This window comes from Micromonospora sp. NPDC023814 (assembly GCF_040639595.1).
Classification (GTDB): domain Bacteria; phylum Actinomycetota; class Actinomycetes; order Mycobacteriales; family Micromonosporaceae; genus Micromonospora.
The window spans coordinates 1-19,916 of record NZ_JBFAAF010000005.1; the positions used below are offsets into that span (position 1 = coordinate 1).

The 19,916-nt window shown below is 72.1% G+C and carries 16 protein-coding genes, 1 tRNA gene and 1 riboswitch; of the genes, 7 read left to right on the forward strand and 10 right to left on the reverse strand.

Annotated features, from left to right (window positions below; genetic code table 11):
- Positions 1 to 152: 152 nt before the first annotated feature.
- Positions 153 to 2,174, reverse strand: coding sequence for a peptidoglycan recognition family protein (locus AB0G14_RS03645; protein ID WP_357693363.1), 2,022 nt, complete (start codon positions 2,172 to 2,174; stop codon positions 153 to 155).
- A 238-nt stretch (positions 2,175 to 2,412) separates the two neighbouring features.
- Positions 2,413 to 2,549, forward strand: a riboswitch (cyclic di-AMP (ydaO/yuaA leader).
- A gap of 12 nt (positions 2,550 to 2,561) precedes the next feature.
- Here AB0G14_RS03645 and AB0G14_RS03650 point away from each other — a divergent pair.
- On the forward strand, positions 2,562 to 3,602 hold the full coding sequence (locus AB0G14_RS03650) for an NlpC/P60 family protein (protein WP_357693365.1): 1,041 nt from the start codon (positions 2,562 to 2,564) through the stop codon (positions 3,600 to 3,602).
- A 70-nt stretch (positions 3,603 to 3,672) separates the two neighbouring features.
- On the opposite strand, the gene dcd is transcribed toward AB0G14_RS03650, so the two are convergent.
- A complete protein-coding gene (dcd, locus tag AB0G14_RS03655) occupies positions 3,673 to 4,251 on the reverse strand; it encodes a dCTP deaminase (RefSeq protein WP_350683119.1) in 579 nt (192 codons plus the stop codon).
- Between the two features lie 78 nt (positions 4,252 to 4,329).
- Here dcd and AB0G14_RS03660 point away from each other — a divergent pair, with 78 nt between their 5' ends.
- Entirely contained in the window at positions 4,330 to 4,881 is a 552-nt protein-coding gene (locus AB0G14_RS03660) for a pyridoxamine 5'-phosphate oxidase family protein (protein WP_357693367.1), read from the forward strand.
- 118 nt (positions 4,882 to 4,999) lie between these two features.
- On the opposite strand, the gene AB0G14_RS03665 is transcribed toward AB0G14_RS03660, so the two are convergent.
- Positions 5,000 to 5,983, reverse strand: a complete 984-nt coding sequence (locus AB0G14_RS03665; protein ID WP_357693369.1) for a zinc metalloprotease — start codon at positions 5,981 to 5,983, stop codon at positions 5,000 to 5,002.
- Positions 5,984 to 6,385: 402 nt separating this feature from the next.
- On the opposite strand from AB0G14_RS03665, the gene AB0G14_RS03670 reads away from it, so the two are divergent.
- Positions 6,386 to 6,459: transfer RNA gene (locus AB0G14_RS03670), tRNA-Gly, on the forward strand.
- An 81-nt stretch (positions 6,460 to 6,540) separates the two neighbouring features.
- On the opposite strand, the gene AB0G14_RS03675 is transcribed toward AB0G14_RS03670, so the two are convergent.
- The 5 genes from AB0G14_RS03675 to AB0G14_RS03695 all read right to left on the reverse strand — a co-directional run bounded on the left by AB0G14_RS03675 (position 6,541) and on the right by AB0G14_RS03695 (position 12,990).
- On the reverse strand, positions 6,541 to 6,735 hold the full coding sequence (locus tag AB0G14_RS03675) for a hypothetical protein (RefSeq protein ID WP_357693371.1): 195 nt from the start codon (positions 6,733 to 6,735) through the stop codon (positions 6,541 to 6,543).
- A complete protein-coding gene (locus tag AB0G14_RS03680) occupies positions 6,735 to 8,417 on the reverse strand; it encodes a hypothetical protein (protein ID WP_357693373.1) in 1,683 nt (560 codons plus the stop codon). The genes AB0G14_RS03675 and AB0G14_RS03680 overlap by 1 nt, the downstream gene beginning before the upstream one ends.
- A 103-nt stretch (positions 8,418 to 8,520) precedes the next feature.
- The gene (locus AB0G14_RS03685; RefSeq protein WP_357693375.1) at positions 8,521 to 9,636 is read right to left on the reverse strand and encodes a hypothetical protein; all 1,116 of its coding nucleotides are present in this window, start codon (positions 9,634 to 9,636) and stop codon (positions 8,521 to 8,523) included.
- A 1-nt stretch (position 9,637) separates the two neighbouring features.
- The gene (locus tag AB0G14_RS03690; protein WP_357693377.1) at positions 9,638 to 11,980 is read right to left on the reverse strand and encodes a FlgD immunoglobulin-like domain containing protein; all 2,343 of its coding nucleotides are present in this window, start codon (positions 11,978 to 11,980) and stop codon (positions 9,638 to 9,640) included.
- Between the two features lie 206 nt (positions 11,981 to 12,186).
- Positions 12,187 to 12,990 carry an AAC(3) family N-acetyltransferase gene (locus AB0G14_RS03695; protein ID WP_357693379.1) on the reverse strand — a complete coding sequence of 268 codons (804 nt, stop codon included), beginning with the start codon at positions 12,988 to 12,990 and terminating at the stop codon, positions 12,187 to 12,189.
- 213 nt (positions 12,991 to 13,203) lie between these two features.
- Between AB0G14_RS03695 and AB0G14_RS03700 the strand changes: the two genes are divergently transcribed.
- Complete coding sequence (locus AB0G14_RS03700) at positions 13,204 to 14,085, forward strand: LLM class flavin-dependent oxidoreductase (protein ID WP_357693381.1); 882 nt, start codon at positions 13,204 to 13,206, stop codon at positions 14,083 to 14,085.
- An 85-nt stretch (positions 14,086 to 14,170) separates the two neighbouring features.
- Here the strand turns inward: AB0G14_RS03700 and AB0G14_RS03705 are convergent, their stop codons facing one another.
- Positions 14,171 to 14,602 carry an ASCH domain-containing protein gene (locus AB0G14_RS03705; RefSeq protein ID WP_357693383.1) on the reverse strand — a complete coding sequence of 144 codons (432 nt, stop codon included), beginning with the start codon at positions 14,600 to 14,602 and terminating at the stop codon, positions 14,171 to 14,173.
- Between the two features lie 69 nt (positions 14,603 to 14,671).
- Positions 14,672 to 15,220 (reverse strand): phosphoribosyltransferase family protein, encoded by a 549-nt coding sequence (locus AB0G14_RS03710; RefSeq protein WP_357449942.1) that lies wholly within the window; start codon positions 15,218 to 15,220, stop codon positions 14,672 to 14,674.
- A gap of 195 nt (positions 15,221 to 15,415) precedes the next feature.
- Here AB0G14_RS03710 and AB0G14_RS03715 point away from each other — a divergent pair, with 195 nt between their 5' ends.
- From AB0G14_RS03715 to AB0G14_RS03725, 3 genes are all read left to right on the forward strand, one after another.
- Positions 15,416 to 16,045, forward strand: a complete 630-nt coding sequence (locus AB0G14_RS03715; protein WP_357693385.1) for a septal ring lytic transglycosylase RlpA family protein — start codon at positions 15,416 to 15,418, stop codon at positions 16,043 to 16,045.
- A 100-nt stretch (positions 16,046 to 16,145) separates the two neighbouring features.
- The gene (locus tag AB0G14_RS03720; protein WP_350702273.1) at positions 16,146 to 17,279 is read left to right on the forward strand and encodes a PP2C family protein-serine/threonine phosphatase; all 1,134 of its coding nucleotides are present in this window, start codon (positions 16,146 to 16,148) and stop codon (positions 17,277 to 17,279) included.
- A 163-nt stretch (positions 17,280 to 17,442) separates the two neighbouring features.
- Positions 17,443 to 19,299, forward strand: a complete 1,857-nt coding sequence (locus AB0G14_RS03725) for an acyl-CoA dehydrogenase (protein ID WP_357693387.1) — start codon at positions 17,443 to 17,445, stop codon at positions 19,297 to 19,299.
- Positions 19,300 to 19,916 lie beyond the last annotated feature (617 nt).

A 19,916-nucleotide genomic window follows, 5' to 3' on the forward strand; every position in this document is an offset into this window, starting at 1 on the left:
AAACGCTCGGCTGGGATACCCCAGCCGAGCGCCTCGCTAAGCTCCTAGCCGTCACCGACTAGCCAACGCGTTGCAACGACCCCTTGAAACCGCCGACCGGGGGCCCTCGTCGTGCTCGGGGACGGCCTGCGCCAGTCCGGGCGAGCGGTGGGTCAGTTGGGCGCCCCCAGCGCGGAGGGCAGCACGTTCACGTCGTCCAGGTTGACGTACATGACCCGGTGGCCGAACTGGATCTGCACGTACCTGTTCTCGCCGCGGACCACCGTCCAGTCGCCCGGCGACGACCCGTCGAACGTGACGGCCCGGTAGTACTCGCCGGGGAGCACCGTGCCGACGGCGTACCGCTGGCCGGCCGAGAGGGTGTACTGGAGCGGGGAGATCGGCTGGTAGGGCACGCCGGCCGGGTAGGCGGCCTGCTCCGGGTACGCCCGGCCGTAGACCGGGATGGTGGCCTTGCCGGCCTTCGGGGTCACCACGAAGCCCACGGACCACTTCGCGGTCGGCTTCGAGGCGGGGTTGTGGAACCACGCCTTCTGGCCGAGGTACCAGATCGCGGTCCAGTCCCCCTGCACCTCGGCCAGCGCGTACGTCTGCCCGGCGGAGGCCCGGGCGCCGTGGTCGGAGATGTACATCGTGTTCGGGGTGCCGTCGGGCCGCAGCGCGATGTCGTTGACCAGCGGCGCGTCGTGGCTCGGCGCGCTGTGCAGGATCACCGCGGACGAGCCGCGCAGCGGGCAGGGAGCCACCGGCGGGGGCGGGTTCGGCACGCCGGGCGGCTGCCGGTTGCAGCCGGTGAACTGCGGCTGGTTGGTGGCGAAGTCCGGGTCGATCGTGACCAGCCCCGTGTGCGGCGTGCCGGTCGACGTGAACGGCGCCTTGAGCAGGTCGAAGTAGTGCGACCAGTCCCAGTACGGGCCCGGGTCCCAGTGCATGCCGCGCACGGTCGAGGCGACGGTGCCGGGGACGTTGTCGTGCCCGATGATGTGCTGCCGGTCCAGCGGGATGTTGTACCGCAGCGCCAGGTGGCGGACCAGCTTGGCGGAGGTGCGGTACATCGCCTCGGTGTACCAGGTGCCGTGCCCCGCGAAGCCCTCGTGCTCCAGGCCGATGGACTTGGCGTTCACGTACCAGTTGCCGGCGTGCCAGCCGACGTTCTTGGTCTTGATGTGCTGGGCGATGTGGCCGTCCACCGAGCGCAGGGTGTAGTGCCAGCCCACCCGCCTCGGGTCCTTGACCAGGTTGACGCTGGGGCCGAAGTAGCCCTCGGTGTCGTGGATGACGATGTACTCGATCTTCTGCTGGGCCGGCCGGTCGGCGAGGTCGTGGTTGCCGTAGTCCCCCACGGTCGGGCCGTACTGCACGTAGGGCGCCGGGATCCACTCGCAGGAGATCGTGTCGGGGCACTCCAGCCCGTCGGGCCGGGCGACCTTGCGCAGGCCCAGCCGGTCGAGCCAGGAGCGTTCCGGCTGCACCGCGCGGGCGGCGAGGGTGACCCGCTGCCCGTCGTCGGTCAGCCGGCTGTCGCCGGCGGCGATGGTGGCGTACACCTCGTTGGCGAAGGCCGCCGCGGCGTCGGTGCTGTCCGCGCCGGAGTAGCGGGCCACCGCGCCGTACCAGGCCGCCGGGTCCGTGTCGGCGCCGACCGGGGCGCCGATCTCCTTCTGGTACGCGGCCAGCAGCGCCGCGCCGCCACGGATGTTGGCCGTGACGTCCGTGCGCAGCGCCTCCTCGCTGGCGCCGGTCAGCCCGGCGGCGGCGTCGAGCGTCCGCAGCGAGGCTTCGGCGGGAGGCTGGGCGGCCGGCGGCTCGTGCGCCTCGGCCAGGGACGGGCGGGAGTCGTCGCCCCGCGGGTCCTCGGTGCCCTCGTCGTGGTGGGTGCCCCCGGGCAGCGCGGCGACGTACTCCGCGTCGGTGAGGTGCATCGGTCCGAAGCCGCCGCTGGTGCTCGGCGTTCCGGCGTTGGTGTCCCAGCGGGACTGCAGGTAGGAGACTCCGAGCAGGACGCTCTCCGGCACGCCGTACTCCGCAGCCGCGGCGGCGTACTGCTGCTGCCGGTCGGTCGTCGGCGCGGCGGCGGCGGTTCCGGCGGCGGTGAGCGGCGTCGCCGCCAGGGCGGCCGCCACGGCGGCGGCCAGCAGGACGCGTCTGCTCCTCGATGTCGCTGACAGGTGCATCAGACCCCCAGGTCGGACGGGCGAATGTGGGGCCACCTTCGCCCCGGTCGGCACCTCTGGTCAATACCTTTCCATCTATCACTTCGTAAGGAAGGAAATCTTCGTCGCCGGGGTTGCGGGCCTCCCCGGGCCGCGTGAATACGGTGTGTCACGGCGCGATGGGTTGCGGATCGATAACGACGGTCTCTACTCTGGTCATTCGTCGGCCGGCGACAGTCCGCCCATCCGGGGCGGTAACGGTCCGACACCGCCGAGTCGCTCCCGAGCGAGCCGGGGACCCAGGTACCCCGGGGTGAATCCGCAGCACCTGCGGTAGGGCGTCCCCTTCCCGCCCGAACCCGTCAGCTAACCCGGTAGGCGGTACGGGAAGAAGGAGTACGGAGCCCGGTGGCACACCATGCCCCGCGGCCACCGTCGACACGGTCGGCACCCGCCGGCCCGACGACGGCTGCGCCGCGCCCACGCTGGTACCGCTGCACCACCGCCCTCGCCGCCCTGGCCGCGTTCGCCGTCGTCCTGACCGGCGGCGCCACGGCGGCCCACGCCGAACCGACGGTCGCCGAGATCGAGCGCCAGATCGACGAGGACTGGAACAAGCTCGAACCGATCATCGAACGGCACAACGCCACCCGCCAGGACCTGGCCGCCAAGCGCAGGCAGGCCGACGCCCTCGCCAGGCAGATCGAGCCCTTGGAACGGCAGGTCGAGCAGGCGATGGAGGAGGTCAGCGCGCTGGCCGTCCGCGCCTACAAGGGCGAGAACGTCTCCGCCGTCAACGCCCTGCTGGGCAGCCGCTCGCCTGACCAGATGGTCGGCCAGCTCGAACTGCTCGACCGGTTCGCCCAGCACCAGCAGCAGGACGTGCGGCAGGTCGCCGAGCTGCGCGACCGGCTGGCCGAGAAGAAGGCCCCGCTCGACGAGATGGTCGTCCAACTCGGCCGGACGGAGGCCCAGCTCGCCGCGAAGAAGAAGCAGATCAACGCCGAGATCGACCGGCTGCAGAAGCTGCGGCTGCGGATCTACGGCAGCGGCGGCGGCGGTTCGCTGCGCCCCGCCCCCTGCCCGGCCAGCTATCCCGGTGGCGGGGCCGGCACCGCCGTCAAGTTCGCCTGCGCCCAGATCGGCAAGCCCTACGTCTGGGGCGCCGAGGGCCCGAACGCGTACGACTGCTCGGGCCTGATGCTCGCTGCCTGGGCGAAGGCCGGGGTCTCGCTGCCGCACAACGCCGCGCAGCAGCGCCGGGTCACCGCGACCATCACCCGCGGCGAGCTGCGCCCGGGAGACCTGGTCTTCTACTACAGCGACCTGCACCACGTCGGCATGTACGTCGGCGGGGGCTGGGTGGTGCACGCCTCCCGAGCCGGGGTGCCGGTCAAGATGAAGAAGGTCGACGACGGCCCGATCCACAGTTACGGCCGCCCCGGCTGAACCGCCTCGTCGCGTACGACGGAAAGGGCCCGCTCCGGCGCGCGGCGCGGAGCGGGCCCTTTCGTGGTCGTCAGCGGGTCGGCCAGGTGCGCCAGTGCTGCCAGGAGCGGCTCGGGGTCGGGCCGCGCTGCCCCTGGTAGCGCGAGCCGTAGACGGCCGAGCCGTACGGGTGCTCGGCCGGCGACGAGAGCCGGAAGATGCAGAGCTGACCGATCTTCATGCCCGGCCAGAGGGTGATGGGCAGGTTGGCCACGTTGGACAGCTCCAGCGTCACGTGGCCGGAGAAGCCCGGGTCGATGAAGCCCGCGGTGGAGTGGGTGAGCAGGCCGAGCCGTCCCAGGCTCGACTTGCCCTCCAGCCGCCCGGCGAGCTGGTCGCCGAGGGAGATCACCTCCAGCGTCGAGGCGAGCACGAACTCGCCCGGGTGCAGCACGAACGGCTCGCCCTCGGGCACCTCGACCATCGACGTCAGGTCGTCCTGCTGCATCGCCGGGTCGATGTGGGTGTAGAGATGGTTGTTGAAGACCCGGAAGAGCTTGTCCAGGCGTACGTCGATGCTGGACGGTTGCACCAGCGTGGGCTCGAACGGCTCCAGCGCGAGCGTGCCCGCCTTGATCTCGGAGACCAGGTCGCGGTCGGAGAGCAGCATCGCACCACCTTAGCGAGCGATGTGCGTGACCTGCGTGTCGGACTACCTGTTCGTACACGTGTTCGATAGAATGTCGGCATGGCTTCCTGGTCCGAATTCGCCGCCGACGAGCCCCGCCTCGCCGACGGGATCCGCTCCCTCATGCAGCAGTACGGGCCGGGCTTCGGCTACCTGGCCACCGTCCGCGCCGACGGCGGGCCCCGGGTCCATCCCGTCTCTCCGGTGATCACCGACGAGGGGCTCTTCTGCTTCGTGGTCGACTCGCCGAAGCGGCGTGACCTGGAACGCGACGGCCGCTACGCCCTGCACTCCTTCCCGCCGGAGGAGAGCGACGACGAGGCCTACGTCGCCGGCCACGCCCGGCCGGTCACCGACCCGGCCCGGGTGGCCCGGCTGGCCCGCAGCCACCGGGCCGCGCCGCAGGTCGACTGGCGGCTGTTCGAGTTCACCGTCGACGTGGCGATGCTCGCCCGTCGGGAGCCGGGCGTCGCAGGCGGTGCCGGCGAGGGGCACGGCCGGCCCGCCGTCCAGGTCTGGCTCGACCCCGGCGCGACCGCCGCCGGCGCCGCCCTGGTGCCCGAGACGCGGTCGGGGAGCGGCGGCAACCTCGCCGCCCGCCCGGCCGCCTGAGACGCGGTGCGGCGCCCCGGGCCGTCCCCGTCCGGGGCGCCGCACCGCCCCCCACCCCACCCCGAAGACGACGGTGCCGGCCCCGTCGAGCGGGGCCGGCACCGGTCGTGCGGGGGAACTACGCCGCGCGGTACGCGTTCCAGGCGGTCAGCATGCGGCTGGCCTGCCCGGCGGTGAACTGGTGCATGCAGGAGTCGTAGGTGTAGTCCATGAAGTTGGTGATCGGGTCGGCGCCCGGGGCGGTGCAGGTGTCCCGGCCGGTCGGGCACTGGAACGCCGGGGATGCCTCGGGCGCGGTGTCGCTGACGCTGTCACCCGAGCCGGAGCAGCCGCCCTGGAAGGTGTGGTAGAGGTTCAGCCAGTGGCCGACCTCGTGGGTGCCGGTGTCGCCCTGGTTGTAGTTGGTGGCCGTGCCGCCCGGCAGCGACTCGCTCAGCACGACGACGCCGTCCATGCTGTTCAGCTTCCGGGTCGGGAAGGTCGCCCAGCCGAGCAGGTCGTTGCTCAGCTCGCCCAGGTAGACGTTGAGGGTGTTCTTGCCGCCCTCGCGCAGCGAGGTCTTCATCGACCGCTCCGCCGACGAACCCTGCACGATCGGGTACCACGCCGGGTTGGTGACCCGGTTGATCTTCTGCAGCTGGAAGCTGAACGCGGTGGCCGCGCCGCCGGTCGCTCCGCTGTAGGACTGGTTCAGCACGTTGATCTGCGAGGTGATCATCGAGTCCGGGATGTTGCCGCCGGCCCGGGTGCCGTCCCGCTGGATCACGTGCACCACGACGGGGATGGTGACGGTGGCCGTGATGGAGGCGCCGGCGCCGGTGCGGAACCGGGCGCGCTCGCGCAGGGCGGCGGCCAGGTCGGCCTCGCGCTCGCGTGTCTCCGCCAGGGTCAGCTCGTTCGGCTCGTGCTTGGCCGCGCCGCCCGCCTTGACGCGGGAGTCCGAGTGGACGTCGGCCGGCTCGACGCAGACCTCGCTCGGGGCGGCGGAGAAGGCCGACGCGGCCGGTACGACGCCCACGGCGGCGGTGCTGAGCAGCAGCGCGAGGGTCGTCGACGCGACGCCGGCCGTACGCCGGGTCAGCAGGTTGGGACGGAGTCCCATGGGCCCACCTCTTTCTGGCCGGCGCGACAGGGGGGTATGTCACGCCGTGGCTGAAAACGTTGGGCAGACGTTACAACCGATCGACGGATTTGAGAACGGCCATATGTTGCGGGGATGAAACTTTTTCCTGGCCGGCGCCGACTCGTGATCGACAATTGGCGATGAAACGGTGATTCTCGGTAGCGACTCCCGCCGCCCGGCGGCTCGGTGGCGTCGCTCTTCGCGCGTGGCGGTCCGCCAGCCGGTGCGGGCCACGGCGCAGAACAGATCGCGGCCGCCGTGGCGGGACCGGCTCCGGGCGGTGGCCGCGAATCACCCGGGGGCCGCCGGGCGACACGGTGCGGCGCCGGAGGGGGTACCTGGGTGCACCGGCGGGACGTCTCAGGTACAGTGGTGCCGCCTGCGGGTGTAGTTCAATGGCAGAACATCAGCTTCCCAAGCTGACAGTGCGGGTTCGATTCCCGTCACCCGCTCCAACGCACGAAAGCCCTGGTCGGGACGAGAGTCCCAACCAGGGCTTTCGTGTTGTCAGGCGAGCTGAAACAGGACGTGGGCCATTAGCTTGCCTCGGCGGCCGGCCCGCCACTGTCGGGAGCCTGCCTCGGCTTGCGCTTGCTCGGCTTGCGCCGGGCTGCCTTCACCGCCTTGTCGATCGCATCGGCGGTCCCTTGGTCGGCCTCCCGGTTGGCGTGCTGGTAGATCAGCGCGGCGCGTGGGCTGTCGTGGCCCATCCGGGTCACAGGTGGGCCCATCAGTAGCCTCGGAACACCCCGGGCTTCCTCCAGTGGAGCCCGTACGTGCGTACCGACGCCTCGGCGGGTGCGTACCGGTGGTCCCCGGCGAAGCTCGCGCTGAACGTGACCCGCTGGTACGTCGGATACGTGGCCGTCAGCTTGCCGCTCGAATCCACCGTGCCGCAGGTGATCGTTCTGCGAGTGGACCTGTAGGGCTGGGCGTACAGGCAGACCGTGCGGTTCGTGTAGGTGGCGCCGAGCTGGGCGGTCACCGCCGCGCGGCGGTCGGCCGTCGCCTTCGCCGTGACGCTCAACGCAGTGGCGGCGCGCGAGACCTGCACGGTGACCGACTGGGTCGCCCCCGGGCGCGTGGCGTCGCCGGGGAAGGTCACCGTGTAGGTGTTGGCCGCGCCGACCAGCGGCGTGTCGGAGAAGGAGAACGAGCCGTCCGCGGCAGTGGTGACGTCCGGCAGCGGGTGGCCGCCGGCGAGGTCCTGCTTCACGACCCGCAGCGTCCACGGCGTCGACACGTTCGCACCAGCGAACGCCAACTTCCCGTGGACGGTGAGTGGCGCGGTGCGGGTGCTCGTCGTCGGCGCGGACAGCAGGAGCGAGGATCCGGTGGTGCCGAAGTCGGTCAGCACCCGCAGGGCCGGGTTCTTCCGGTCCTGATCGGTGGTGACGGCGTAGAGCGTGCGGTTGTCGGCGCCGACGGCGAGGCCCCGCACCTCGAGGTGGTTGCCCGGCGGGAGGTCGTACCGGCGGACCATGTTCCCGTCCGGTCGCTTGACGTGGATCGAATTGCTCTCGCTGGCGCCGAGGACGACGAGGGAACCGTTCGGAGACGTCGTCACGGCCGTCGGCCAGGTCCCGGACGGGTACGCGCCCGCGGGCGACAGGTCCGCCGTGGAGAACGCCACGTGCTCGGTCGCCACCAAGCGGGAGTTCGACTGTGGGTCCCACAGGTAGGAGCAGGCGAGGATCACCTTGTCGGCCGTCAGCGCGGCGTCGTGCAGGCCGGTGCAGGTTTCCCCGGCCAGGGACGCGACATGCGACGGTGTCCCGGACGAGACGTCGTACAGACTCGGCTCGCCCGAGATGGCGAACGAGACGCGGGACCGGTTCACCAGCAGCAGCAGATTCGGGTTGGCCGGGGTGCTCCGGAGCAGCGGCGGGTAGTAGTACTGGCCGTTGAGGGGCAGGTCCAAGGCGACGATCGGCGTCGCCCCGCGTACGTCGATCGACCCCAGCTTGCCCTTCCCGGACTGGCATCCATAGCCGACGTAGATCTTCCCGCCGGCCGGCGCCAGCCAGGTGGGACAGCTGCTCGCGCCGGTGCTGTAGCGACGCGTCTCGGTCAGCGTGGTGGTGTCGATCGCGGCGACCGCGCCCGCGTCAGCGAGGGCCACGTAGAGCGTCGAGCCGTCCGGGCTCAGCGCCATGCCGCTGGCGCCCGGCAGGTTCGGGATCGTCCGCTGCGAGCCGCCGGACAGGTCCGTCAACCGCACGCCCGAGCGCTCCCGCCCCTGGCTGAAGAACAGCCGACCGCGCGCCGAGTCGACCACCATCTCCGCGTACGTGTCGATGCCGAGACCGACCGCGCCGTCGGCGTACGCGGTACCGGAACCCATCGGCGCCACCACGCCGAAAGCGGCGCCCAGCGCCGCGACCATCAGACGTGCGATCGCTTTGACGCGCACCCGACCTCCCGCCCCCGTGACAAGGATCGGCGCTTTCACACCGAGGATTTGGGCGCGAGCCTACTGGGCCGGTCGCCGTGGGAGGAAGGGAGCGCGGGGGAGATCATCTAAGTCCCCAGGGCCGGGTACCGGTCGCCTGCGGCAGGCTCCACAGGTGGACGGCGGCGCCATCCTTGGAGACCGTGTACCAGGCGCCCCGCCCCGCCGAGCGGGGGGATCCCGAAACGGGGAAGGGGTAGGCGATCTGGCCGCGCACGGCCATCGTGCGGGTGTCGACCAGCCAGTGGCGGGGGACCTCCTCGTCGTACTCGGTGCCGACCACGGCACGGTCGTCGTACGGGAACGCCGCCTCGTAGCCCCAACAAACGCGGTTGTCCGCGGTTGAGGCAGGGGGCACGGCCTCCTCGGCGTTCAGCCGCCGCAGTTCCGTGCCGTCCTCCGCCCGGTGCAGGTAGAGGGCCCACTGTCCCGGATCCGTGGTCAGGAAGTGCTCCCCGGACGGGCTCACGGCGAGGAGGACCTCCTCGGCGAACCGCTGGACCGTGAGCGTCGCGCCGTCCCAGTGCCCCCACAGCACGGGCGAGTCCTCCTCGCCCTCGGCGACGGTCAGCCCCATGTACGCCGGGTCCGGATGGGGGAAGTGGTAGGAGCCCGATGCGACGGTCGTCGTCTCGGCCCGGGTCAGCACCGTGCCGTCGGCGGGATCGAGGATCAGCCATTCCTCCTCGACTTCGTGCCCCGCGTTGTTGCGGACGTGGGCCCAGAGGATCCTGCCGTCCGAGGAGAAGGCCGCCGAGCCGCTGTCCGCGTGACCGTGGTGGTGGTCGTCTGCGTACTCGGAGAACGAGGCATGGGACTCGGTGCACACGGCGGCCGACCAGCAACCGTGCCGGATCTCCCACCGCACGGCGCCGGTCGGATCCACCGCTCGCAACGCGTGGACGCCGACGAACACGGCGACGTCGCCCGCAGGAGAGACCGCCGTCGAGCCGTACCGGCGGGGCCAGGGGGCGGGGAAGCGGATCTCCGTCCCCTCCCCGTCCAGGTCGCGGACGGCCAGCTCGGTGTCCCCGCGCTGCACCAGCAGCCTGCGCCCCGGCCAGTGCAGCACCTGCGGGGCGTCCGCCGACGCGGGGTCGAGCGGAGCCGCGACGGTGGCCACGAGCTGGGCGGCGAACCGGGCGGAACGCCCGGGGACAGCACCGTCCGGCGCGGTCATGTCAGGAGCACCTGACCGTGACCAGCTGCGGGCGGTCGCCTATGTGGCATTCGTGGCTGAGCTGCACGGTCCCCGACCTGGTGAGGGCCGCGCCCTGCCCGTCCGCCGGCGTGGCGGTCAGCGTCCACGTGTAGGCGCCGTTGGGCATCGACCGGCGGCGGTCGTCCCTGCCGTTCCAGGTCGTGGCCACCAGGCCGCGCGTCAGGCCGCCGGAGAGGGTACGGACGACCACGCCGCTGGTCTGACTCCTGATCACGAGCGTCCAGGAGGCGGCCGGCTTGGACAGCCACCACTTCGGGCTCCAGTGCCCGGTGGCGTCCTTGACGTGCGCCGAAGTGGCGACGGTGGCGTCGAGCTGGGCGAGGGGCGAGACCGGGACGCCGCTGGGGACCAGGTGGATGCCGTCGTCGGCGCCGAGGTGGGCGATGACGCCGGTGTACGGGTCGACGTCCCAGGGCCGCCACGACGCGAACGCCCCGGCGGTGTGCGACCTCGGCGTCCCGTCACGGACGTCGGTCACCTTCAGTTGCCCGTTCACCTCGGACGCGACGAAGCCGTCGCCGAGCTTGGCCCACGACCAGTCGTCTCCGGACACGAGTCGCAGGTTCGTCCGCTTGACGGTGTCGTACACGCCCTGGCCCGACGCCGAGCCCACGCAGGTCCACAGCAGCCACCGCCCGACGGCCTGGAGGTCCTCCAGGAGGCACCCCTGGCCGAACCACACCTGAGCGCCCCGCTGCCCGGTCAGCACGTCGACGGGCGCCACGGCGTCGTTGCCGTCCCGCACCCACAGGGTGGTGCCCCACAGCGCCTCGACGGAGGCCGTGGTCGTGAACACCGCCTTCCCGGTGTCGAGATCGACGACCCGGGTCTCGTTACCCGTGCCGCTGGCGGCCGTGAGTGCCGCGAAGCGGCCGCCGACAGCCGCGACGGAGTGGTAGGTGCGGGAGCTGTCGATCCGCGTCCCGGGCATGGGCTGGTTCGGCGCCAACAGGTGGGGCTGCCGGTCGTCGTCCGTACGCCCGTAGCTGAGGCCCGAGACGACCGTCCGGCCGTCGCCGGTGTCGTGGAGGTCGGGGCAGGCCGTGGTGTCGCAGCTGGCGGGCGCGGGACCCCGGGCGGTACGCGGCCCGACCGTGAGGGTGCCGGTCACGCCGATCTCCCGGGTGTAGAGGTGGCGCCGCTTCTGCCAGGCATTGAAGTACTCCAGGGTGGTCAGCCGCCCCTGGGTGAAGGTCAGCCCGGACACCGTCTGGATCTTCTGCGGGTACGCCTCGGCGATCTTGCGGATCGTCACGTCACCGCCGTCCACGGCCTCCACGACGGAGACTCCCCACTGGTCCAGGTCGGGCCCGCCCTGGACGAGAAGCCTGCCGTCCGGGGTCGGCATGGGCAGCCCCTCCGACCTGGCCAGCAGCGTCTTCGTCGGACGACCGTCGAGGGCCACAGCCTCGACCCGCCAGACGGGATCCAGGTAGCTCAGGGGACCCAGCGAGGGGTCGTGCCGGCCCACCACGAGCGTCTCGCCGACCATCCCCAGCACCTGCGCGCCGCCGGGCAGCGGCACGGTCCGTGGGGTGGCGGTCAGATCTTCGCGCGAGTGGATGGAGACGGCGCCGTCGTGCGACCACAGCAGGTGGGTGGAGGTGAGCACGACGGTACCGGTGCCCGCGTGCCTGGTGTACGGGAGCGGAATCAGCCGGCCCTGCTCGATGTCGAGGAACCCGGTGCGTCCCGTGGTGCCCACCCGGTACTGCACGACCTGTCCGCGCGCGTCGCCCAGCGGCGCTCCGACCTCGGTCGGCCCTGCGATCCCGTCGGGGACGCCCGCCACGGCACGCTGGGTGACCGAACCGTCGTCGTGGGTGTCGAAGAGGTGCCACGTGTAGTTGGTGTCGAACAGGTTTCCCGTCGTCGTCACGACCGTCGACCCCAGCGTGCTGACGTACGTGTGGCCGACGGGAATCGTGACCGTACGCGATCGGCCGGTCGCCATGTACCGGAGCGTGACGGTCCTGGGTTGGTCGAGTTCCGCGACGACGTCCGAGCCGGCGCCGAGGTCCGGGACCATGTTCGTATCGGGGGCGTACGAGTCGAGCTTCGTGTCGACGCCGGTGTAGCTCGTCCACAGGTAGCCCAGCGTGGACTCGTGACGGAGGAACCCCGAGGGGCCCGCGCTGAACAGTTGTGTCCGGGGATCCAGGACGTAGGTGGCGGGGATGACCACCTCTCCCGCGACCGGTTCGGCCCACGCGCTGCCAGCCGACAACGGGGTCAGGCCCACGGCGAGCGTGAACGACACGGCGGCGGCGATGCCGGCGCGGATGAGCGAGCCTCGGACCACGCTCGTCCTCCCTGCAAGACAGAGGGTGAGGGGTTCCGGCCACGGAGCCGGAAGACGTCTTGCGGGGAAGCTGTTCCTGCGGCACCCCGATGCGGTGGCAGGTCAGGAAGCGTTGGCCCGCAACGGCTGGAAGCCCCAGACAAGTGGCCGGAGCTTAGCAGCCGAAGCCGCTCCGGATGGTCCGTACACCCGTGGTTCTCCGAGCGCTACGCCCCGGCGGAGCGGACGCGGTGGGCCGCCATCCAGGCGGTGGCGAAGTCGACCAGCGCGCGCTGAGACATCAGCCGGGCGGCGCTCTCACCCACCCGGCCCACGGCGGCCGCGCCCGTCTTCTCGAACTCGGCGCCCAGCCTCCCGAAGTCGCCCTCGTCCGTTCGCACGTCGGTCCAGGTGAGCCAGCGGCTGCTTCCGTCCGGCTGCCGCACCGAGGCGCCCTCCTCCGTGCGGGGCGGGGACGTCTGCCGCCACTCCGCCAGGTGGAGCGAGGTGTTCGAGTCGTGCCCGCAGCCGAGGAGGAGCACCTTGCCGTTCAGGCGGTACGCCGCGCCGAGCGGCGACCGCTCGCCCAGCGCCTCGTCGAGGCGGTGCCTCGCCACGATCTCTGCGGCGTGCGCGCCGAGGGCGGCGAACGAGACCTGCGGGTGGTCGCTGCGCCGGGCGCCCGGCCAGACACGGACCACCTCGGCAAGGACGCCCACCCACCGGCTCGGCGTGCGTGCCGGGTCGAAGCAGGGCGTGTGTGCGCGGATCACCGGCCACCACGACTCGGGTACGGGCGGGCTCCGCCAGCCGGCAGGGTCGCTGTTCTCCGGGGTGTGAGTGGGCACCACGAGAGTGCCGTCGGGGCCGACCGCCGCCAGCAGGGCCTCCACGACCGCCCGCGGACCGCCGGCGACGAACCCGAGGCTCCGCATCGACGAGTGCACCAGCAGGACGTCGCCCGCCGAGACGCCGAGGTCGCGCAGGTCGGCGGCCAGGGACGCGGCGGTGTGCGGCGCGGCTTGATCCACGCCGCGCAGCCTATGCGGCTTCCGGCCGGCCGCCCACCGCGTTTCCCGCCCGGAAGGTATGCGATCGACCGGGCGGGTCGCTCGGTGAGCGCCTACAGCATGGTGACCGCGCACCGAGCGGGTGCGACACCCCGGTGCGGCGGCTGGCCCGGCCGAACACCAGCCAGCGCGCGGTGGGTGTCCGGGCCGGCGACGGCCGTTAGGCTGGCGATCATGCGGTTTGGCATCGTGATCCTTCCCGACCAGCGCTGGTCCGACTCGCAGCGCCGTTGGCGGCAGGCGGACGAGTGGGGCTTCGACCATGCCTGGACGTACGACCACCTGGGCTGGCGGGACCTGGTCGACGGGCCGTGGTTCGACTCGGTGACCACGCTGACCGCCGCCGCGACGGTGACCACCCGCATCCGGCTCGGGACGCTGGTCGCCTCGCCGAACTTCCGGCATCCGGCGGCGTTCGCCCGGCAGGTCACCGCGCTCGACGACGTCTCCGGCGGGCGGCTGCTGCTCGGCCTCGGCGCGGGCGGGATCGGCTTCGACTCGGCCGTGCTCGGCGGGGAGACGCTGCCGCCGCGCCAGCGCGTCGACCGGTTCGCCGAGTTCACCGAGCTGCTCGACCTCATCCTGAGCGAGGACGGCACCACCTGGCGAGGGGACTGGTTCACGGCGGTCGACGCGCGCAACAACCCGGGCTGCGTCCAGACGCCCCGGGTGCCCTTCGTGGTGGCCGCCAACGGGCCCCGGTCGATGCGGCTGGCGGCCCGGTTCGGTCAGGGCTGGGTCACCACCGGCCCCGGCGGGGACGACCTGGAGAGCTGGTGGGACGGGGTGGCCGAGCTCTGCGCCCGGATGGACAAGACGCTCGCCGCGGCCGGCCGCGACCCGGGCACCCTGGACCGCTACCTGTCGCTGGACTCGGCGCCCGTCTTCTCGCTGCACAGCGCCGAGTTCTTCGCCGACCAGGTCGGCCGGGCCGCCGCCCTCGGCTTCACCGACGTGGTCACGCACTGGCCCCGGGCCAGCAGTTGGTACGCCGGTGACGAGGCCGTCCTGGTGGACGTGGCCACCCGCCTGCTGCCCGAGCTGCGCCGGGGCTGATCGGCCCCGGCGGGCCCGTTCGGCTCGGTCTCCGGGCCGGCTCCGATGCCGGCCCGGAGGCGACCGGCGGCCCGGCCGGGTGCCCTCAGGTGCCGAGGTCCCCGGTGGGGATGCCGCCGTCGCCGGCCGAGACCAGCCGGAACCGGATGCAGACGACCTCGCTGTCGTCGGTGACGGGGGTGCCGACCCGCGCCCAGTAGGCAGCGTGCCCCTCGCGCCACTCCTCGATCGAGCGGTCGCCCTCGCCCTCGGACCGGGCGAAGTCCCAGGTCACCTCGGCGAAGCGGACCACCTCGACGCCGGTGACCTCGACGACGCCGACCAGCGAGTCCTCGTCGTCCACGAGGGCCAGCCGCTCGCCGACGCGCTCCAGATCCTCGCCCTCCTCGGCGTACTCGGTGAGCAGGCCGGCGGTCGCCGTCTTCACCCCGCCGAGCACCAGGGTGTTCAGTCGCGTCCGCAGGTCGCCGGGGGTGCCGAGGGCGAGGGTGCGCAGTTCACCGATCCGAGGCCACATCCTGCCGACGCTACCGCCGTCGTTGATCTCGTGCCTGCGCCTAGACGGCGGTCGAGGAGTTCGTCCGGGTCAGGTCAGGTCGTCGCCGCTGACCAGCCCCCGGATCCGCAGCTCGGCGGCGACCGCCGGTGGGCAGTCGAGTACGACGGCGGCGGTGCCGACCGGTTCGGCGCCGCGCGCGGCGCAGATCTCGTAGAGCGCACGGACCTGGGCTCCGGTGGCGACCCAGTCGTCCACCACCAGCACCCGGTCGCCGCGGTCGAGGCCGTGGTCCCGGACGGCCAGGTCCACCCGCCTGCCGCGGAAGTCCGGCGGGCTCTGCGCCCAGGTGAGCGGCCCGGCGGGCAGCCGGCCGTCGCCCGGCTTGTGCGCCGGCACGAAGCCGACCCCGAGCGCCGTGGCGGCGAGCGGACCGAGCAGGAACCCCGTCACCGCCGGCGCGACGACCACCGTGGGCCGCGCGGCCCGGAACGGCTCCACCAGGGCCGGCCCCAGCCGGGCGAGCACCTCGGGGTCGCGCCACCAGCCGGAGACGTCGCTGACCAGGTGACTGGCGCCGGGGCCGGGATCGATCCACCGGACCAATTCGGCGAGGCGTCCGCTCAGCTCGGGGGGCATGCCACCCATCCTGCGGCAACCGGCGCGACCCGCGCAGGCCGTGGGTCGCCGGGCCGCCCGGCCCACCTCGGGTCGGATGATCGGCTACACGTATCACTGTAATTGCGGGCAAAACGACATGATCACGTTGACTTCGGAAGTGTTTCTCTCGTTATGGTCCGACCCGGTTTGTCGGATGACGAAAGGACCGGACCGGTGGCTGGCAGGCACTCCCGTACCCGCATGTTCTCCTCGCCGGCCGCCATCGCGGCCACCGCGGCGGTCGGGGTGGCCCTCGCCGTCGGCGGCACGGTCGGCGCCGTTCAGCTGACCTCCGGTTCGGAGTCCGCGCGGCCGGCCGCCGTCGACCTGTCGCCCACCGGCGTGCCGAGCAGCGCGGCCCCCAGCTCGCCGGCCGCCTCGCCGAGCGCCGGCGGGTCGCCGAGCGTGACCCCCAGCCCGACGGCGACCCGGTCGCCCCAGGCTCCCTCCCGGAGCAAGCCGCGCACCGCCGCGCCGAAGCCCACGGCGACGAAGAAGACCAGCACCGCCCGACCGGTGGTGGACAGCGGCTCCTGCGGCGCCTCCTTCTACTCCGAGGGGCAGCTCACCGCCAACGGCGAGACCTTCGACCCGTCGGAGCTGACCGCCGCCCACAAGACCCTGCCGTTCGACACGAGGGTCCGGGTCACCAACCCGGCGAACGGCAAGTCCGTGACGGTGCGGATCAACGACCGCGGCCCGTTCGTCGAGGGGCGCTGTCTGGACCTGTCCCGGGCCGCGTTCGCCGAGATCGCCTCGCTGGACGCGGGTCACGTCGAGGTCCGCTACGAGGTGCTCGGCTGAGCCCTCGCCGGGCCGCGATCGGCCCGCCGGGGTGATCCGCGCGGCCAGAACATCCTCGGACGACGGGCCAGCTTCATTCACCCGTTCACGTCCATCAGGCATGCTGTCCCTCGTACGCACGAAACCCTTCCAGTCGGGCCGCGGCCCACTGAGCCCCGGATCCCGCGCCGGCCTCGGCGCGGCCGTCGTCCTGCTCGCGATCGTCTCGGCGGTCGAGCTGGCCGACGGACGGTCGGCGAACTACATCGCGCTCATGGTCGCCGCGCCCTTCCTGGCCGCCGCGCTGGCGTCGTGGCGGATCGTGCTCGGGGTGGGTGCCGCCGCCACGGCGCTCGGGGCGGGCTTCGCCCTCGGCGAGCAGACCGTGTCGCTGTCCACCGCGGTAGCCGTCACGTGCATCGCGCTGGGCACCGGGATCGCGGCGGCCACGGCGGCCGTACGGCAACGGCAGGCCGAGCAGATCGCCGAGTTGTCCCGGCTGGCGGCAGTGGCGCAGCAGGCCGTGCTGCGCCCGCTCGGGCCGCAGGTCGGCAGTCTCTCGGTCGCCGCCCGCTACATCTCCTCCACCGCCACGGCCGAGATCGGCGGGGACCTGTACGAGGCGATCGACACGCCGTACGGGGTGCGGATGATCATCGGCGACGTGCGGGGCAAGGGGCTGGACGCCGTCCGGCTGGCCAGCATCGTGCTGGGTTCGTACCGGCACGTGGCGTACGAGCGGGCCGACCTGCGGGCGATCGTGACCGACCTGGACCGGGCGGTGGCCCGGAGCGTGGGCGACGAGGACTTCGTCACCGCCGCGCTGGTCGAGGAGCGGGGCGGCACGCTCACCATCGTCAACTGCGGTCACCCGCCGCCGTTGCTGCTGCGCCGGGGCGCCGTCATCCCGCTCGAACCGCCGGCCCCGGCCCCGCCACTGGGCTTCATGCCGGTGGTCCGCCCCCGGGTCGAGCGGCTGGAACCCGGCGACCGGCTGCTGCTCTTCACCGACGGGCTCGGCGAGGCGCGCCGGGACGGGGAGTTCTTCCCGACCGCCGACCGCGCCTGGCGGCTGCTCGGCCACGGCACCGTCGCCGACGGGCTCGCCTCGCTGGAGACCGCTCTGAAGGAATGGGTGCACGGCCGGCTCGACGACGACATCGCCCTGGTCCTGATGGAGTACACGGGCTCGCGCGGCGGCACGACCGCGACCGCGGCCGTGCCGAGCTGGGAGGTCGGCGCGGCCGAGAGCTGAGGCCGGCGGCCATCGCGAGAGGGTGTCGGGGCGGTCTCGGCAACCTGAACGGGAACTGTGTAACCGCCGTCACTTCCGAGATCGGCTTGTCGCTGCCTACCCGCGAGTAATAGAGTCGGGGTTACTGATCGGTAACACCTGTCCGGAAGCGGGGCCAGCGAGCATGACCCACTACAAGAGCAATCTTCGGGACCTCGAGTTCAACCTCTTCGAGGTCTTCGGGGCGGACCGGGCGTTCGGCCAGGAGCCGTACACGGAGCTGGACGTCGACACCGCGCGCGACATCCTCGCCGAGGTCGACCGCCTCGCCCGGGAGGACCTGGCCGCCAGCTACCTGGACAGCGACCGCAACCCGCCGGTCTTCGACCCGGCCACGCACACCGCGCCGCTGCCCGAGTCGTTCAAGAAGTCGTACCGGGCGTTCATGAACTCCGAGTTCTGGCGGCTGGAGCTCCCGGCGGAGCTGGACGGCAGCAACGCGCCGCGGGCGCTGGTCTGGTCCCTCGCCGAGCTGGTGCTCGGCGCCAATGCCGCGGTCTGGATGTACTCCTCCGGCCCGTCCTTCGCGCACGTACTGCACGTCGAGGGCACCGAGCAGCAGAAGAAGTGGGCCAAGCTCTTCGCCGACAAGCAGTGGGGCTCCACGATGGTGCTCACCGAGCCGGACGCCGGCTCGGACGTGGGCGCCGGCCGGGCCCGCGCCATCCCGCAGCCCGACGGCTCCTGGCACATCGAGGGCGTGAAGCGCTTCATCACCTCGGCCGAGCACGACCTGAGTGACAACATCATCCACTACGTGCTGGCCCGCCCGGTCGGCGTCGAGGGTGTCGGCGGCCCGGGCACCAAGGGCCTGTCGCTGTTCGTGGTGCCGAAGTACCACTTCGACGAGAACACCGGCGAGCTGGGCGAGCGCAACGGCGTCTTCGCCACCAACGTCGAGCACAAGATGGGCCTCAAGGTCTCGAACACCTGTGAGGTGACCTTCGGTGAGCACGGCGTGCCGGCCAAGGGCTGGCTGCTGGGCGAGAAGCACGAGGGCATCCGGCAGATGTTCATGATCATCGAGAATGCCCGGATGATGGTCGGCACCAAGGCGATCGCCACCCTGTCTACCGGCTACCTCAACGCCCTCGAGTACGCCAAGAGCCGGGTGCAGGGCGCCGACCTGACCCAGATGGCGGACAAGACCGCGCCGCGGGTCACCATCACCCACCACCCGGACGTGCGCCGCTCGCTGATGCTGCAGAAGTCGTACGCCGAGGGCCTGCGCGCGCTCGTCTGCTACACGGCGAGCTGGCAGGACAAGATCATCCTGGCCGAGACGGCCGGTGACGAGAAGGCCGCCAAGACGGCCAAGCGGGTCAACGACCTGCTCCTGCCGCTGGTCAAGGGCGTCGGCTCGGAGCGCGCGTACGAGCTGCTCGGGCACGAGTCGCTGCAGACCTTCGGCGGCTCCGGCTTCCTCCAGGACTACCCGCTGGAGCAGTACGTCCGCGACGCGAAGATCGACACCCTGTACGAGGGCACCACCGCGATCCAGAGCCTCGACCTGATCTTCCGGAAGATCGTCCGGGACAACGGCAAGGCCCTGATGGTCGTCGCCAGCGAGATCCAGGAGTTCATCGCCACCGAGGGCGGCAACGGCCAGCTCAAGGAGGAGCGGCAGGCGCTCGGCAAGGCGCTCGTCGAGATCCAGAACATGCTCGGGGTGCTGACCCGCTGGCTGGGCGAGGCGCAGGGCGGCGACGCCCGGGCGCTCTACAAGGTCGGCCTGGCCAGCCGCCGGTTCCTGCTGGCGGTCGGCGACCTGGTCGTCGCCTGGCTGCTGCAGAAGCAGGCCGACGTGGCACTGAAGGCCCTGGCGGGCGAGGTCTCCGCCGCCGACAAGGCGTTCTACACCGGCAAGGTGGCCGCCGCCCGGTTCTTCGCCCGTGAGGTCCTGCCCCGCGTGGGCGCCGACCGGCGGATCATCGAGGGCACCGACCTGGACATCATGGATCTCCCGGAGGAGGCCTTCTGAGTCACGCCACGCCCGCACTGCGGCGCTGCGGCGGCGGTGCTGCGGTGTTGCGGTGCTGCGGTGCGGCCGGGTGACGACCCGGCAGAGGCAGGCACGACGGCCGGCGGGCAGCAGCCCGCCGGCCGTCGGCGTCCCCGGAGGTGCCGCGCCCGCCGACCGGCCCGCGGTCACCACATCGATCACGCAGCGTTGTGGTCAGCGCGCCAACGAGGGACGCCCTCCTCCGCCCTTTGCTCTGCACCCACGGAGGCACCAGACACTCTCGGTGTCCGTCGCGTCCGTGGGTGCAGAGCAAAGGCGACGCGGAGGCGTGGGGCTGGCGGTGCCGAGCTGCACCGGTACCGTCCCGTTATTCCGATTCGCGCCGACTCCGGGGTGGAGTGGCGGGTGTCGTGATCATGACTCTCCGTGAAGCTTCCAAAATTTTCCGGATCCGTCGCGCTCCGTAGTTTGGCGCGACGCGGTCGGCCTCGGCGTCGTGGGCGAGTTGGGGCGGCATGCCGGGGGTGTCCGGATGGGCGCGATTGCCACTGGGAGAGCGGGCCCCGCCCGAGAGAAGCTCCGGAAGAGGGGGGCGCCTCGGCTATTCGGTGGCCTCAGCCAGGTAGCCGGGCGGT